15 protein-coding genes and 1 tRNA gene are annotated in these 16051 nt (G+C 51.9%); 5 read left to right on the top strand and 11 right to left on the bottom strand.

All coding sequences use genetic code 11. The annotated features are described in order from the left end of the window. The first annotated feature begins 202 nt into the window (after window positions 1-202). A complete protein-coding gene (locus ACMHLQ_RS07325; protein WP_415404128.1) occupies window positions 203-448 on the top strand; it encodes a hypothetical protein in 246 nt (81 codons plus the stop codon). 705 nt (window positions 449-1153) lie between these two features. Here ACMHLQ_RS07325 and ACMHLQ_RS07330 read toward each other — a convergent pair. From ACMHLQ_RS07330 to ACMHLQ_RS07340, 3 genes are all read right to left on the bottom strand, one after another. Further along, window positions 1154-1567: a hypothetical protein gene (locus ACMHLQ_RS07330; protein ID WP_415404129.1), complete on the bottom strand. Its 414-nt coding sequence runs from the start codon at window positions 1565-1567 to the stop codon at window positions 1154-1156. A gap of 43 nt (window positions 1568-1610) precedes the next feature. Continuing rightward, complete coding sequence (locus tag ACMHLQ_RS07335) at window positions 1611-1955, bottom strand: helix-turn-helix domain-containing protein (RefSeq protein WP_415404130.1); 345 nt, start codon at window positions 1953-1955, stop codon at window positions 1611-1613. 723 nt (window positions 1956-2678) lie between these two features. After that, window positions 2679-3197 carry a DUF3768 domain-containing protein gene (locus tag ACMHLQ_RS07340; protein ID WP_415404131.1) on the bottom strand — a complete coding sequence of 173 codons (519 nt, stop codon included), beginning with the start codon at window positions 3195-3197 and terminating at the stop codon, window positions 2679-2681. A gap of 188 nt (window positions 3198-3385) precedes the next feature. Between ACMHLQ_RS07340 and ACMHLQ_RS07345 the strand changes: the two genes are divergently transcribed. Both ACMHLQ_RS07345 and ACMHLQ_RS07350 read left to right on the top strand, forming a co-directional pair. Next, window positions 3386-4549, top strand: coding sequence for a type IV secretory system conjugative DNA transfer family protein (locus tag ACMHLQ_RS07345; RefSeq protein WP_415404132.1), 1164 nt, complete (start codon window positions 3386-3388; stop codon window positions 4547-4549). A gap of 187 nt (window positions 4550-4736) precedes the next feature. Further along, on the top strand, window positions 4737-6215 hold the full coding sequence (locus tag ACMHLQ_RS07350; protein WP_415404133.1) for a recombinase family protein: 1479 nt from the start codon (window positions 4737-4739) through the stop codon (window positions 6213-6215). A 214-nt stretch (window positions 6216-6429) separates the two neighbouring features. Here ACMHLQ_RS07350 and ACMHLQ_RS07355 read toward each other — a convergent pair whose 3' ends face one another. Beyond that, the gene (locus tag ACMHLQ_RS07355) at window positions 6430-6816 is read right to left on the bottom strand and encodes a hypothetical protein (RefSeq protein WP_415404134.1); all 387 of its coding nucleotides are present in this window, start codon (window positions 6814-6816) and stop codon (window positions 6430-6432) included. Beyond that, window positions 6807-8291: an AAA family ATPase gene (locus tag ACMHLQ_RS07360; protein ID WP_415404135.1), complete on the bottom strand. Its 1485-nt coding sequence runs from the start codon at window positions 8289-8291 to the stop codon at window positions 6807-6809. The genes ACMHLQ_RS07355 and ACMHLQ_RS07360 overlap by 10 nt, the downstream gene beginning before the upstream one ends. Window positions 8292-8442: 151 nt before the next feature. Between ACMHLQ_RS07360 and ACMHLQ_RS07365 the strand changes: the two genes are divergently transcribed. Then, window positions 8443-9483, top strand: coding sequence for a recombinase family protein (locus ACMHLQ_RS07365; RefSeq protein WP_415404136.1), 1041 nt, complete (start codon window positions 8443-8445; stop codon window positions 9481-9483). Window positions 9484-9945: 462 nt separating this feature from the next. Next, a complete protein-coding gene (locus ACMHLQ_RS07370) occupies window positions 9946-10854 on the top strand; it encodes a hypothetical protein (protein WP_415404137.1) in 909 nt (302 codons plus the stop codon). Here the strand turns inward: ACMHLQ_RS07370 and ACMHLQ_RS07375 are convergent. The 6 genes from ACMHLQ_RS07375 to ACMHLQ_RS07400 form a co-directional block, all read right to left on the bottom strand. Then, on the bottom strand, window positions 10851-11900 hold the full coding sequence (locus ACMHLQ_RS07375; protein ID WP_415404138.1) for an adenylosuccinate synthetase: 1050 nt from the start codon (window positions 11898-11900) through the stop codon (window positions 10851-10853). The genes ACMHLQ_RS07370 and ACMHLQ_RS07375 overlap by 4 nt on opposite strands. A 2-nt stretch (window positions 11901-11902) precedes the next feature. Then, a complete protein-coding gene (locus ACMHLQ_RS07380; RefSeq protein WP_415404139.1) occupies window positions 11903-13831 on the bottom strand; it encodes an HD domain-containing protein in 1929 nt (642 codons plus the stop codon). Between the two features lie 251 nt (window positions 13832-14082). Next, window positions 14083-14157: transfer RNA gene (locus ACMHLQ_RS07385), tRNA-Phe, on the bottom strand. A gap of 108 nt (window positions 14158-14265) precedes the next feature. After that, window positions 14266-14436 (bottom strand): DNA gyrase inhibitor YacG, encoded by a 171-nt coding sequence (locus tag ACMHLQ_RS07390; RefSeq protein WP_415404140.1) that lies wholly within the window; start codon window positions 14434-14436, stop codon window positions 14266-14268. After that, on the bottom strand, window positions 14433-15455 hold the full coding sequence (locus ACMHLQ_RS07395; protein WP_415404141.1) for a ribonuclease E/G: 1023 nt from the start codon (window positions 15453-15455) through the stop codon (window positions 14433-14435). Before ACMHLQ_RS07395 ends, ACMHLQ_RS07390 begins: the two co-directional genes overlap by 4 nt. Then, on the bottom strand, window positions 15452-16048 hold the full coding sequence (locus tag ACMHLQ_RS07400) for a Maf family protein (protein ID WP_415404142.1): 597 nt from the start codon (window positions 16046-16048) through the stop codon (window positions 15452-15454). Before ACMHLQ_RS07400 ends, ACMHLQ_RS07395 begins: the two co-directional genes overlap by 4 nt. Between the last annotated feature and the right edge of the window lie 3 nt (window positions 16049-16051).

Raw genomic sequence — 16051 nt, forward strand, 5'->3', positions numbered from 1 at the left:
ACAGAATTGGCAACTCTGGGTCAGGTGCCCAGAAACCGTTTGTATTCAAGCCGCTGCAGGCATCGCGCGGTTATTGTTTTGTGCCTTACAGCTTTCTTGTTGGCTGCTAAGACGTTGCTAACAAACAGATTGTACATAATTGCCAATTTTGTATCACGTCGCGCCCTGTGGATAACCGCGCCATTTGGGGGACTGACTGTCCATGAAATTCATAGCTGTTATCGCCAACATCCTGGTGCCTGGAGTTGGCTCTTTCTTTGTTGGTAAGGCGGGAGCCGGGATCGCTCAGCTGTTGATCTGGTCCCTGGGCCTGATGATCACACTGGGCACTTTTGGCATAGGTGTCTTCATTGGTGCACCCATGATGGGCGCAGCATGGATCTGGGCCATCATCACTGCCACCAGTGAACCGACCACAGTGACCATCATCGACAAGCGCGAGGGTTGATCTTGCTCCGTGCATTTGTGTCGATCGTTCTGGCAGCCAGCTTGTCCGGCTGCGCTGCTGCGACCATTCCACTTACGCTCATGGCCTCAACCGAGCTGACGAGCAATGCGACCTCCAGTGCTGAGGAAATCCCAAGCATGAATTGTCGGCAGCTGCGGAAACGATGGAACCAAATCTCAAACCCATTGGCTCGTGCAAACCCGGCCCGAGCAATTGCCGCTGAGCGCAGTCTCGTGCGCCGGTATGCGGCACAGCGTGGATGCCCAGTGTCATGACAACCAAGGCATAGCAGTTCGAACGACGTTATCCGATCAAACCAGTTTTTAAAGGAGTGCCGAGATGCGCATTCGAAGAATAGTCTTAAGTGTGGCCATTGTCGGTCTACTGGCAGGGTGCAATGCGGATGCCCTCAATCAGTCTGTTAACAATCTCGTTCAGAGTGTGGGAAGCATTGGTGGCGCTTCAAGTTGCCAGTCACGCGCCGCGCAACAGGCGTATGACGCAGGACGCACGCCAGCCCAAGCCACGGCAGACATCCGACGCAAGTGTGGCAGCCTGTAGTCTGTGAAAACACGGAGGCGTACCACTCTTTCCGCACTCGGGGATACAGATTGATGATGACCCAGTATCAGATTTAGTTCTTGGCGATGGGACCAGATTGCTTAGCAAAGGAAAACCGCCTCTCAACAGAGGCGGTTTTTTTGATTACTGGTCTTTCGGAGGTCCGGTCAAAGCCGCTTCCGCCAGAGCAACGGCGTCAAAGAGTAAATAGCCACGTGGGGTATTCTCATAGAAATGTGGTCTGCGTTTCGGCAGATATCCCCGGAGTGCCGGATGGCGTTCAGCGAGCGCAACAGCGCGTTCAAATCTCGACGGATAAGCCCGGGGAATGGGTGCCGAGATGTCAAGCACTTCATGCTCAGCGGCTTCGCTGGCCAATGCCTCAATCAGGACTTGAGTGCCGAGGCGTTTCATACATCCCTTCGCAACAGACTCCGTCACAACCACGTCAGGATTGTATCCCGCAATCAAGTTGCGCAAGAAGGCCTGCATGTCTTCCGCTTTGCGCGCTAGACGTTCTGTGGTGCCCCAATCATGTACCATGCCGTCCTGCAGCAAAATGTACCCCGCGCGTCCTGAACTCACCACTACGGCCAGAACACTAGGCTTCATACGCAAGCGCTTCGGTTAGTCGCCTTTCAAGCCGCTTGATCGAGCTGGGCCGATTGAATGTGTCGGATGAGCTGGCCTCTATCACTGGCAAGCTGTTTACCTGTTTCAGAATGACATGCTGGCGCTCCGTCATAAGCGTGCCAAAGAACGCCTCGAAGCTATGAGCGTAAACAATGGAAAGGTCGACGATCTGTTCCAGACTCGGTCGTCGCTTGCCTTGTTCAAGCTCAGATATCAGTGGCTGATTGGCCGAGATCAGATGAGCCACATCTGATTGGGTAAAGCCGGATTTTCTGCGTTCTGTTCGCAGATCCAGCGCAAATTGAGTGCGCATAAAACATTGAATTAAACTTGTACCCGGCCAGTCTAGTGTGTCCCGACAAGCGAACAAAGCGACCAGGGTATCTCTTACAAGGATAAAAACAGAACATGCGGCCAACCCAGCTAGACATGGCGCGGCCTCATAATCCTACCGTGTCTTCCATGAAAACTGTCTGAGCCGAGGCTGAAGCCTTCATTAGGTATTCTTCAACCACACATAACGCGCCACAATGGCTGTCCGCGCCGAGCCGGCCCCCTCAAAAGGGCCGGGGCTGGCGTACGCCACGCAGCGCTGATTTGTGCTGCATGCTCAGAAAAGCCAAGTATCAAAAAGCCACGATGGTCCAACCAGTGTTGACGGATAGTAGCGCAGTTTCTGACATTAAATCCGAGCTGCGCCAGCGAAAACGCCGCCCGACTACCGGACGGCGTATTGATATTGATGATAGCGCTTAGAATAATGACAGTTGACGGCTTTCGTCGAGGTATCTTCGCCAACGTTCAGTGTCAGCCGCTTCATCAAGCCAGTGCAGAACCAAATCCTTCACTCTCTGATCCGAAGCGTCATCGGCCGACGGAACGAAGATAGACCGGTAGCCTGTCTCCGTAAGCGGCAACACGTCTGGCGACCGCAGTTCGATATGCCAGTGATCCGAGCCAAGCCAGTTGGATTGATATGACACTTCAACCCGACGTTCGTGCCAAACCAACTCTAACGTCTCGTATGCACGCTCCATCAGTACTCGCTCGCCAGCATGATGGTGAGCACTCTGAACGAGAGGTTTTCGTTGGCCGGGTTTTCTGATCCCGCACTGAGCGTTTCGTCGGCGAAGTAGTCGAGCTTGAAGAATACCTTCTGGCCCGCAACATCAATGGCACCGAAGTCATGTTCACCCCAAGGATCATTGTCCTCGGTAAAGTCCGTGAAGCCACGAACCGCAGCAATTGCCGACAGTGCAAATTCAGCCCCTTCGGCCTGAGTTCCTTGTGTCACCAAAATAGTGCCACGACCCTGGCCCTTGGTGCGAAACACGTCATTGAGTTCCCGAATACGTAGATGTCGCGGTTGCGTTTGTTCAGTCCATTCAAGTTTGGTGGATGCTTCACAGTTGTGACAGAACGCGTCGTCGAATGTGCTTTCGAGCTCCCACAAGCCACTGGCCGGGTTGAAACACGCCCAAGCGTCCAGGACCACCCTTTCCGAACGGCACGTTTGGCAGTGCGGTACGCTATTGATTTTTTCCTGATTGCCCATTGTCTATCTCCTCTTGCTGGGGCGATCCCGAACCCTTCGTTCGAAACCGCCCGACAAGAGGCGACAGAGAAAAGATCGTCTGATTGGATGGTCACATGACGATGGGTCTACACAAACCGACCAGCTTATCGGGCTGAACTATAGTCCGGCCTCTTTGCGCATGCTGGTCATTGCCGCAGACTGCACAGATGTTGCCGTATCCCGTGCTCGGTCTCGCGCATCAACGCTATGGAAATCCTGCACCGTTTGGGATCACACCCGCCGATCGACGGTTCCACCTATATTGCCTGGGCCAGTCAGGAACCGGCAAATCAACCATGCTGAAGAACTTGGTCTGGCAAGAGACCAAGTTTGGCGAAGGTCTTTGTCTTATCGATCCTCATGGGGATCTGGCGCTCGATGTGCATCAGCATATCCGACGTCCGCATCTCTATTGGGACGTATCCAATCCAAACTGTCCGCTTGGGTATAACCCACTCCAGCGCGTTGACGCGCCGTTTCGACCGCTGGTCGCCTCCGGCTTTATTGATGCACTCAAGAAACAATGGCCCGACGCCTGGGGTGCGCGGATGGAGCATTTGCTAAGGCACGCTTTGCTGGCTTTGCTTGAACAGCCGTCTGCAGATTTGCGCGATCTAATGCGCCTCTTCGTCTACAAAGGCTTTCGCAAACAGGTCACGGCAAACCTAACCGATCCGCAGGTCAGCTTTTTCTGGAAGCATGAGTTTCCCGCTCTGAACTACCAAACAAGCGCTGACGGCGTTGCTCCGATTTCAAACAAACTTGGAGCCTTTCTCGCTCATCCAACCGTCAGGACTGCATTATGCGAGCCACAGGAACCGTTGCGGTTTCGCCGTCTCATGGACGACGGACAAATTCTCATCATTAATCTGGCGAAGGGGCGTCTGGGAACCGACGTCGCCAATGTGCTCGGCGGGTTGCTGACATCCAGCGTTCTCAACGCCGCCTTCACGCGTCACAACATCGCCGAAGACCAGCGGCGCCCATTCGCGCTGCATATCGACGAATTCCACAATCTCACGACACGTAGCTTTACGGACATGCTCTCCGAGGCACGCAAATACGCCTTGTCCGTTACACTGGCTCACCAGCACCTCTCCCAGATCGATACTGCCACCCGAGATGCCATACTGGGCAATGTCGGCTCACTGGTGCTGTTCCGCATTGGCGCGCAAGACGCGCCGTACTTTTCTCAGATTTTGGATCCCTTCAGCTCCGCCGACCTGCAAAACCAGCCGAACCACCGGGCAACCGTATGGATGATGCAGAAAGGGCAACGTCTCCGACCCTTCACTGCGCACATGCTGCCGCCGTATCACATGGAGACATAGTGTGGTCGCTAGGTCGGTTGCGGCAAATTCGTATACTCAGCTTTATGACACATGACGAACGTCTCGAAGGGCACCTTGAGCTATGCAAACAAGTATACGAACGCATGAAACGCGAGGGGACTTGGCCGTGGCCGGATTCGCCAAATTCTGACGATATGCTAGAGTCCGAGGACAAATCGAATATCGCATGAAACCGTGTTTTGGATACATCCGAGTGTCCACCAAGGAGCAAGCTGACGGTGCCTCACTCGTCGCACAAAAGGATGCAATCACGGCCTTTGCGAGTCAGAACAATCTCATCATCACCAAGTGGTTTGAAGAGCAAGAAACAGCCTCTAAAGCCGGACGACCGCTGTTTGAAGATATGCGCCAGCAGTTGTTGCGCGGTCTAGCCGAGGGCGTGGTGATCCACCGTATCGACCGCTCTTCCCGCAACTATACCGACTGGGCGCATATCGATCAACTCTCTCAACAAGGCATCAAGGTATTTTTCGCCGCCGACGGACTTGATTTTGAGAGCACCGGCGGACGGTTGATGGCCGACATACAAATGGTATTGGCCGCACACTATTCAAGGAACCTAAGCTTCGAAGTGAAGAAAGGCCTGTATGGCCGTATCAAACAAGGTCATTATCCCTTCAAAGCGCCGCTTGGGTACCTTGATAACGGCGAGGGTCAACTCAAAACGATTGATCCGATCAAGGGACCGTTGGTGGGACTGGCCTTTGACTTGTATTGCTCTGGAGAATACTCAATCACGAGCCTCACCACAGAGATGGCCGGGCGTGGCCTCACCGGCTGGCGCGGCAAACCCGTGGTGCGGCGCAATATCGAATCTATGCTGCGAAACCCGTTCTATATCGGCAAGATGCTAATCTGCGATCGGCTGTATGACGCGGCGCATAAGCCACTGATCACTGCTTCGCAGTTTCAACGCGTGAAAGAGGTGAAAGCAGGTCGCAATACCAAGAAATCTACGAAGCACATGATGATGTATCGGTCCCTTGTGACCTGTTACGATTGCCACAAGGTACTGACCGGCGAACGGCAAAAAGCCCACACATATTATCGCTGTCATACGCCCGGGTGTCCGAGCCGCTCCATCCGCGAAGACCGCCTTACCAAACAACTTGAGAAGCGTCTGAAGACGTTAGAGATTAGCTCTGACGACAAGGAGCATCTGCACGAACAGCTGCGGATCTGGCTACAAAACTCAGCCTCCTGCGCCCTACACTCTTCGATGAAGTTGCGGATTGCTGATGCTTACTCACGCCTGGATCGGTTAACCGACCTGTTGGTTGAGGGCACCTTGTCCAAGGCAGACTACGAAACCCGGAAACAGAACACAGAGTTTGAATTGGCGCAGCTACGCGAGGAAGAAAAGAGGCACTCCAATTATACAAAATGCGTCTCTGATCTCGATGCACTTCTAGAACGCGCCTGTGACCTGGCTAAGCTCTTCGCAGAAGCCAACGTCGCAGAGCGACGCGAACTTCTCAAAAACTGCGCCGACACCATCGCTGTCAGGCAAGGCGTTGTGAGACTGTCCGCTGCCCCGTGGATCACGGAGATGACAAAGATGCTCAAAGACGGCGACTATCAACCTTCGGCCGATATGTTTGGCGTTTCCAAACCCAACCGACTACGTGCGGAAAACATGGACTAGGTGAGATAGAGTTCGAACCGCAAAATAGCGTTGCAGCAGGCCCCAGATCGGGGTTTTTCTGTTTTCCGTGACCATACTCCCAAAACACGAGTTCGAACCGTGAACCAACCTTATTTTGCAACCTACATTGCAGTTATCCACAGGAACCGTCCCTCAATGCGGGCTTAGCCGAGTCAGTTTTCGAAAAATTATGACCTCTGATTATTAGCTATGGTTACTTCAGAACATCAGCAATGACACCATCCAGCACAGGGAAGCGTCGTCCTGCATCCCATGCAGCTTTCATGGCCGCTGCAATATATATCGGGTTCTTCTTGGAGCTCTTGAGATGCCCTACTGCATCACACCCCGCTTGATTGAAAACAGCAGTGTCAGCTCCATAATCGTCGTCTAAAACACCTTCAATGGTATCGAACCAGAGTGACAAGTTTGGCTTAAGAACATGTGCGGTTGGCATTGCTCCTAACGCTGGGTGTCCAGCCAGCGCAAATATCGCATCGTTGTCCCTAATATGTGCAGCATGATACTTAGCATCACTTGCCGCATCACCATCGAAGATGACGTGATATGGAATATTGAATTCCTGTGCGATCAGCAACATAAGAGCAAGTGAGCTTTTGCCTTCACAAACGACAATCGCTGTTCCCGATTTTTGGAAGTCAGGCTTTTTTCTGACAATCGTAGGAAGGTCTCCAAACATGCCTGATCAGAAATGCCCTCTACGAGTACAACTTTGTCGGCAAAGAAGACCTCATTGAATTTTGGTTGTGTTTGAATGGCCAGTTTGGTGCGAGCCTGATCCTCATCCCTCAGAGGCTTGGCGAAGGCCGCGTTATACTTGGTCAAAATCGATGAAAAGGATGACTTGGTGGCTTTGGCCTCGCCGGTTCCATTGCGGAACATTTTAATGCCTTCATAGTGTTCGACATCAATGAAATATGGGCTGTGAGTTGTAACGAGCACTTGAGCATCCCCCAAAGAGAGTTCCATGAGAATAGCTGCTAAGTGGCGCGCCTGAGGAGGGTGTTGGTAGAGCTCTGGCTCTTCACATCCTAAAACAAGCGTAGGGCTGACCTCGCTATCAACAGCCATAAGCTCCTGAAGAATTATCAGTAGAAATGCTCTTTGAAGGCCGTGCCCAAACTTGTCTACTTCACCTTCAAAACCACGATCCTTCAAAAGTACCTGAGCTACCGGGTCTTGCACAGCTACAGACTTATCGTCTCGCTTCCAGTCAAGGCTCAGACCCGTATCAGCAGTGACAGCCGCTTGAAGCCGTTCCGAAAGGCTGTCCTGTAGCGCATCTAGGTGAGTCTTCTGCCCAGCAAGCAGTTTTTTGTATTCTTCTAGCGCCTCGTTTCGGATTTTCTCCAGGTCTGTTTCGTAGTCCATACCCGAACGGATTGTGTGCTGTATCAGCTTACCTAGGTGCGAGTTCTTTGCTTCTTCAGACTCTGTTGATGCCTCCTTAACTGCGGGAACATAGACCCAGCATATATGGCGTTGGAACTTATGAGCCCCCTTGCTAACTCCGAAAAATTCAGCGCCGCTAATCGTTAGTTCCTTCTTTTCTTCGGGAAGCGCTTCTTCGTATGCCGTCAAGGCCTCGGTTCTTCCTGCATCATTTGTTGCGCTCTCGATGTCTTCAAACCGTTCACGCAGTTCCTTAAAGATCTTGCCGCGGTCCGTGGCGTTCTTAGCCTCAAAGAACGATTTAAATGGCTCGAAGACTAGTCGCTCTCCTCTGACGGTCTTTTTAACAGATCCATCATCACCCATCGTGACCTCCGCCTGTACAACAAGCTGATCAGCACGGACGTAATGCTTAAACTCTTCCTTTGCTTCATCGCTCAAATCATCGAAAATGACCCTAATAATAATAGGCTCTTTGAGGTTCCTATTATGAAAGTCATCCTCCGAGAAGGAAGTAATCTCCCCGAAGAAGAGGTTGAGCGCATTCAATACAGTTGACTTCCCAGATCCATTTGGCCCAACAAATGTGTTGAACGAAGTACAATCGATCGTCTCGTTCTTTATGGATCTGAAGTTCGTAATGGCGATAGACTTAATTTTCATACCAGAATACCTTTGTATTTGCTTTTCAGCATACAGCTTTTTAATTGATCAGCCAACGACTTGCTACCTCAGCGCACTACGAGATTTTTGTCTGAAAATTCTCCAATGGCAAAAAATGGCTTGGATGGCTTGTCGGTAATCTTCATATCCTATGCAAAAATCATTCATCGCATACACCCGCGTCTCAACCACTCGCCAAGGGACAGAAGGTGTATCACTTCATGAGCAACGGCGGGCTATCAAATCCTATGCCGCAAAGCACAGATTGAACATCTCAGCGTGGTACGTAGAACAGTCCAGTGCCGCTAAACAGGGTCGGCCAGTCTTCGATCAAGTCATGGAAGAGCTTTGTGTTGGTGATGTTGGTTTGATCCTCCACAAAATCGATCGTGGTGCACGCAACCTGCGTGACTGGGCATCTATCGGCGAAGCTATCGATTTGGGTGTTGATGTGCGGTTCGCTCATGATGACCTAGATATGAGCACGCGCGGTGGCCGTTTAGCTGCAGACATCCAAGCTGTCATTGCCGCCGACTACATCCGCAACCTGCGGGAAGAAGTGAAGAAAGGGATCGAAGGCCGGTTGCGACAGGGTCTCTATCCCCTGCCCGCCCCGCGGGGCTATGTGGATCGCGGTAGCGGCCGGGCGAAACAGCCAGATCCAATCATCGCTCCCCTAATCATTGCAGCCTTCGAGCGGTATGCGACGGGCAATTATACATACAAGAGTCTGGCGAGTGAACTCGCGCTCCTCGGGCTCACCAACCGGCATGGTCGACCTTTGAAACCTGATGCTATCGCACATGTGCTAGCCAATCCGTTCTATATTGGCTGCATTAAGTTGAGCGGCCAGGTGTATCGAGGTGTTCATCAACCGTTGATTGATGAGGAGCTCTTCAATCGAGTTCAAGTGGTACGCCGACAGCGCTCTACTCCAAAGCAGCGCACACACCGTTTCCGTTACCAACGACGACTACGTTGCAATACCTGCCAACGGTTCCTGACGGGTGAACGGCAAAAGCAACATGTGTATTACCGGTGTCACCATTGCCCTGGTGTTTCTGTGCGAGAGGATCGGGTAGCCTCAGCACCTTCCACCACAAAGTTCCAGATACTGGACGCACCGAAGGATCTATTGCCGTATGCAAAGTTCGAAAAGTATACACCCTTGACTGTCGTGACCCTGCCTTGAACCGCAACGGCAAAATTAGCGTTGTATAACAAGCGGATATATCATGGCAGCTAGACAAACAGCCATTTTTGATGCGGCGGGCTTATCCGAGCTATTTCTCGAACAAATATTTCGATCAGAAATAGAATCATGACTAGTCAAATTTCTTATTTCATGACGCGGGCTTATCCAAGTCAATGATCAACAAACTATCGGACTAAGACTTCGCCTAATTCATAGACCTTAGGCATTGTTCAGGGCGCCGGTATTTCTGAATCAAACTTTCTACATTCCACCAGACCAGGATATCGCCTAACTCTAAGCCGCTAAACTAGATGTGCAGTGTACTAGGCAACACGACAGATGCTTTAGTCGGACGAGCGCATCCGTCCGCAGGAGATGAGCCTCGCGCCTGCATAAGCTAGCCAAGTCCAACAAGTGCAAAGAAAATGCTTTCGTTATTGCAACCGAAGGAAGTAACATGTGCTCCAAGAAATGGCTGGAATCCAAGAATACAGCGAGAACAATCGAAGGTTGGGGGAAAAAGTGGCTATTGAAACGTACACGTTGGACGAAATATATTTTTCAACGGCATTTGTTTTTCATGAAAAGAATGAGCGACGCTCACTTGAAGCCACATTTTCTCACTTAGTTGAGCACTGCAGCAACCTCATTAAGCATCATCACCGACGGGACGCTGATAACTCTTTCGACGCGCTTATCAAATGCTTCTCTTGGTTTCTACCATTGCTCGCAAAAGCTAGAGTTAGTAGCGCGGAAAGAGTAATATTCCGGAAATTTCCAGGAGTTTGCTATTATTGCGCAGAAAGCCCGCATCAAGGAGACAGATGCAAGGAAAATAGTGGCCTGAAGCCAGAAGATCGGGTGTCGCTTCTGCAAGGAATCTACTCGGATGGATGGGATTCGCGACCAAGAACGATGAACGGTTGGCAAGCCATGTTTCAAACAATTTACCCAAAAGGCTTGGGCACGATCGAATACTCATGTGTCAAGCTAACCGAAGAACTGGGCGAGATGGCAGAAGCCATTAGAGTTTTCGACCACAGCCCGAGTTACTTGCTTAGTGAAGCAGCTGACATTTTTTCACACTTGTTTGGTATTGCCAGCGAAATTCAAGCTGTGGCAAAACAGATCAATAGTGAGAAATGCCTAAATTTGGATTTATTCGAACAACTCTATCCCGGACAGTGCAGACGCTGCAGATCGACTGTTTGCATCTGTCCCCATCTGCCACGAGAAACTGTTGGTAGGATATCTAGAGAGATCCCAATTATCGATACGGAACCACTATTCATGAGCTTCTTTGATATACTGGAAAATGGTAGGTCTGTTGCCCGAAGAGTTAGGCAATCGCGCGGAGCTGAGCACTAAACTTTCGAACTAGTCGAACTTCTCCCATGTTCAGTAGATTTCCTAATTATTGTGCATCCACTCTCTCGGCCGGTTGACACCATTTTGACTGGAATGTTTGTGTGGCTTTCAATCCATTTCACGTATCTCTTTGCATCAGGCTTTAGCGCATCCCAATCGCTTGCACCAGCGCAGTCTTCAAAAAGATAGTCCAAGCATGTAATCGCAATTCCAGAAGCGCCGTTTGCCCATACAGCTCGTTTAATTAGGTCAATGTTCAAGTGACCCGCCCGACGACGGTTATTACTAATAGTTGAGAAACCGCCGCCAAACTCTCTTATCCCGAGCCTATCCATAAGACTTAAGTCTATCTCATCGCTCAGGAATCCCGGGTGATTTCGCGTCTCAAATGTCTTGACGGCGAGTATGACTTCCAAATCTCGAACCGGCCCTACTCCGATCTCAGATAGAATTGCAGATGATGTGCAGTCCCGGCTAGAACAATATGGATAGTCACCATGATAGTTTGAAAGACCATAGCCTTGATGACCTTCAACAAGTATATCTACTCCATTGCAATGGGCCTTTCGCAAAGCGCTGCTAACGTCACCAATTGGAAAATCTATACTATCGATTGAGCCAGCGAGTGTTAGTTGCCTCAACGCTCTATCCGCAGTTGCATACCCGGTGCCAGTCAACGTGGAGCCAATCGCTTGATACCTTAGATCTTCCCGTTGGCGCTCAATAATTTCATCCGATACTATTCCAGCCCGTGAGTCGATTAGTATTCGTTTCTTCTCAATGCGCCAATCTTCTACCTCCTTCTCAAGCGTCGGCAAATGAATAAGAGAACCTGCACCGAAATATATCAATTCACGCCCGCCAACCGACACCGACGTTGGCAACATTCTGAAACGATATGTTCCGCGTGAGTCCACAACGGTGTGCGAAGAATTTATTCCGCCGCTCCTACAAACAATGCTTGGGCCTATCGAAGCAGCAAGTGCCGCTGAAATCTTTCCCTTCCCTTCCCCTCCATATTGACTGCCGACTACAATAAAAAACATATCTAGATCCTACCATAGTTGTTCGCCACGGATTTTAGACTTTCTATTACGGCACGAATGCAGTCATCCCTGCGCCTCTTCTTCTCCACCGGCTTAGAATGCTCCGTACTTCGACCATCAAAAAAGACCATCAACTGGGCTGACGCCATCCAAGCATTTTCAAGCGCTGCCACAACCGGCGAAACCTCCTCCACAGAGACCTTATTCCCTTTTCCATTCGTTAGGTAAAAGTCTTCCTGGGGACCAGCCTTGAAGGATGAATTAAGCTGTACGAAAATACGTACGCCTTTCTTATTGAGATGCTCTGTGGCAGCTTCTTCAATTTCCTTGGCAAATAGATATTTACTCAAACTCCTACTCACACCGTTCTTAATTTGGTAATTTTCGTGCAGTACTTTAAGTAGTCTATTGGCTCGCTCAGTTTCACTAAGAATTCCATATTGATCCAATGCCTTTCGCTTTACATTTATCGTAGGCATCGTCGGGTCCTGTTTTTTGATTGCCACCATTAGTCGCTCTGAAATCACGTCTTTTGATAGCTCTACAATTTCATCATTAAGGAATACAGCCTTACAAAAATCAACGTACTCATCTGGCCTCTTCCATAAGGTCTTAAGTGCGATACTGTTTCTGTTAAGGACAACGTCGCAGTAAAGCGCCAGGAGCCTCTCATCATCTCCCGCTGCCGTTCCGCGATCAGAAACTCGATCAAACACCGTCCAGAGCAATTCCAGAAAGAATCCATCAGTAAAATACTTGTAGGTTGATAAATCGTCAGTACTCGCAAACTTACGAAGTCGATCGGCAGCCTCATTGATCTCCGGAGATAGATCTTTGGATGTTAGCAGCAAATAAACAAATCTTTGCATGCACAGATTTCGTCTGGAAACGTCGTGATGGAAAATCGCCCATCTGTACAAATGGAAGCGTGCCGTAAAAAATGTTTCCAACGACGAAAGCGAACGCGTAGTTAGCACGGCCATCGCCTTTTGGTTGAGATCGCCCGGCACGCAAACCAGCATAATACTGTCAAGTATGCGACCAAGATCGTACGTTGTTGCGGTCATACCTGTGGAATCTATATCCCGCCTCACGTAGTCGAGTCGATCTGCATCCATGTCGCCAGCCAAGAAGGACTTCTTTAGCTCATAGAACCGAGTTCCTTCGCTGTGAGACTCCAAGATTGATTTACAAATTTGAAAGCAAGCCGCTGTGAATGCTGGATACTCTTTTCTAATGCCAGTAGCGTACAGCGGTTTCTCTAGCAGTTCCGAAAATATCTTCTCGGACAGCTCCTCACCCACCTTCTCGTGGTCCTTGTAAGTGTTCGCCATCGATGCCTGCAAACCATACTCTACTATATGGCTGAAAGGTGGATGTCCTACATCGTGCAACAAAGCTGCTAATCGCATTCCTTGCAGGAATACCAAAACTTCAATTAGTTCGTTATGGGCGGCCTCATAAACCCGATCGGTCGAAAGAACAGCAGGTAGTTCCGCATAAATTGTTTCTCTACGCAGCAGAGTGGATAGCTGAGGAGGGGCGAGTTCTGCCAGAAGGGCGTCGTACAAACTCGGATCACCATCTGTCGGATGAGTTGAGCCGATTAGCTCCTTTTGTTCTTTTGTATAGGGAATAGATCCAAGTTCTTCTCGCACTTCAAGGGCGAGGTGCTCAATTGGCTCTTGTTCACTCGTGTTTCGAAGTGCGTTCACGACCATCATACCTGCTACATGCATGACCCCCAGCGAATGCGGGTGTCGCTGCATATGCGCAGTAGGATAAGTCAGGAAAGTAAAGCTATTCTGATGAATGTAGTGGAGTCGCAAAAAAAGAGGATGCCTTGATACATTTGCCTCAATGCTACTTAAGTCAATGTATTCATAGATGGAATCTCGTGTACGTTTTGTTAGAAATACTTCAGTGGACATTACCAACCCTAGCCAAGAGACAGAAAACCTCGTGCCAAGTTAAGCTAAAGAAGTATCAAGACAAGGCTTTTGACATGCCCCTAGCAGAAGCCTTGCCGGTCGGCGTCTTCTCGGATCAATAAGTCTTGAGTCTACATTTAGCCTTTCCGCCATCTGGTCGGGTTAGGAAATACTTTGACGAGCAATTCGGCATTCATTCGAGCCTATGAAGAGCCTAACAAAAGGTCTTAACCGCTAAGTCTTTGATTTTATGGTGCCCGGGGGCGGAATCGAACCACCGACACGAGGATTTTCAATCCACTGCTCTACCCCTGAGCTACCCGGGCACGAGATGAAGGACACGCCTTCTGGGGTGGACGCGTGATAGGACGAAGTCCGAACGCTGTCCATAGGAAAACACAACAAAAAATCGCGCACACCCGCGCACCCCTGCCTCAATGCGCGACGGGCGGGTCTTCGTCGGGAATGTCCTGGTCTTCTTCGCGTTGCGATGCCACCGAATAGGCGCCGTTCATCCACCGCGCGAGGTCGATATCCGAGCAGCGGCGCGAACAGAATGGGCGGTAGGCCTTGACCGTTTCGTTCTGGCAGATCGGGCAGCTCATGCCAGCACCTCCGACAACGGAAGACGGGCGCGTTTGCGCTGCAGCTCGTAATGGCCAAGCGGGGTCCATCCCGCCAGCACCGTGTCCACATCGTCGCTGCGAAAGGCTGCCCGCAGGGACGCTTCGAAGGTGCGCCTCTCCTTCTTGGGCATAGGCGCCAGATCGACCGTGATCTGCCCGCCAAGGCCCCGCACACGCAAAGCGGCAGGCAACGCGCGCGCGCACGCGATATTGGCGCGCAAACCAGCGGCAAAGGAACCGTCGGCGCCCGTGTTCACATCCACCGCCACCAGGGCGCGCGTGGCCTCGACAAAGAGTGACGCGCCACCGCCAAGGGTCACCTGCGCGCCCTTTGCGGCATCCAGCGCGTCGAGCACACCATGGCGGTCAAAACAGCCCGCGTCCGTCACCACGTCTGCAGGGGCGATCCAGTCGCGCCAGGCCAGCACATGCGGCCCATCACCCTGCGCCAAGACCTCGATGCCGGTGCCCTCATCCGCCATCACCTGCATGGCCAGATCGCGCATGGCCGCGATATCCTCGGCCACGTCGTCGGGGTCGGCTTCGGCGGCGGCTGAGCGGAGGATCAGGCCCATCTCGTTGCCGTCCATCCCCTCATGCGCAAGCACCTTGAGCGCATCGCGTACGTCGTCATCGCGAATGCTGCGCGACAGGTTCAGGCCGGGCGCCTCTGGCGTTACAATGGCATAGCGGCTCTTGAACAGCAGCTTGTGGGTGACGGGAATGGCCTTGCCCGGTTCGGCGTAGCCGGTGACTTGCACCAGCAGGGTTTCGCCCGCACTGATGCCCTTGACGCCGCGCAGATAGGCGGCGCCATCCGGTGTCTTCAGAAACACACCGCCCTGCCCGGCCACGGGCCGGTCGGTGACAGCACGATAGATTGTGCCAGGGCGTGGCACGTCGCCGTCGATCAGCAGATCGTCGAGCACCCCGTCCACCATCAAGGCAGCGGCTTCGCGCCCCTCGATATGGTCCAGCAGTATCTGTCGACCCTTCATGCCTGCACCTCATCTTGCTGGCCCGATGCCCACACGGTCATCCCGGCCGCCTGCAACAGCCCGACCGTCTCGGCCAATGGCAATCCGACAATCCCGGTGAACGAACCCGAAATCCACGGGATCAGCGCACCCGCAGGCCCCTGAATGCCGTAGCCGCCCGCCTTGCCCTGCCAATCGCCTGTCGCAAGGTAGCCTGCGATCTCGGCCTCTGACAGCGCTTTCATGCGCACGGTGCTGACCACATCCTTTTCCCAGATGCGGGCACCCTTGCGCACGGCAACGGCGGTAATGACACGGTGTCGTCGCCCGGACATCAGGCGCAGGAATGCGGCGGCCTCATCCGCATCCGCAGGCTTGCCCAGAATGCGGCGGCCCAGCGCAACCGTGGTATCGGCGCACAGCACGACGTCATCGGCCTCTGCCGCGACGGCGGCGACCTTTTCACGCGCGATCCGGGTGCAATAGGCGCGGGGCAGTTCGCCCTTTGCCGGGTCTTCGTCGATTTCGGGCGGGCGCACGGCATCGGGCACAATGCCCAATTGCCCGAGCAGCTCCATGCGTCTCGGGCTGCCTGATCCCAGCACAAATGCCATTAA

Origin of the sequence: Tateyamaria algicola, assembly GCF_047715485.1 — a bacterium.
In the GTDB taxonomy this organism is placed as follows: domain Bacteria; phylum Pseudomonadota; class Alphaproteobacteria; order Rhodobacterales; family Rhodobacteraceae; genus Tateyamaria.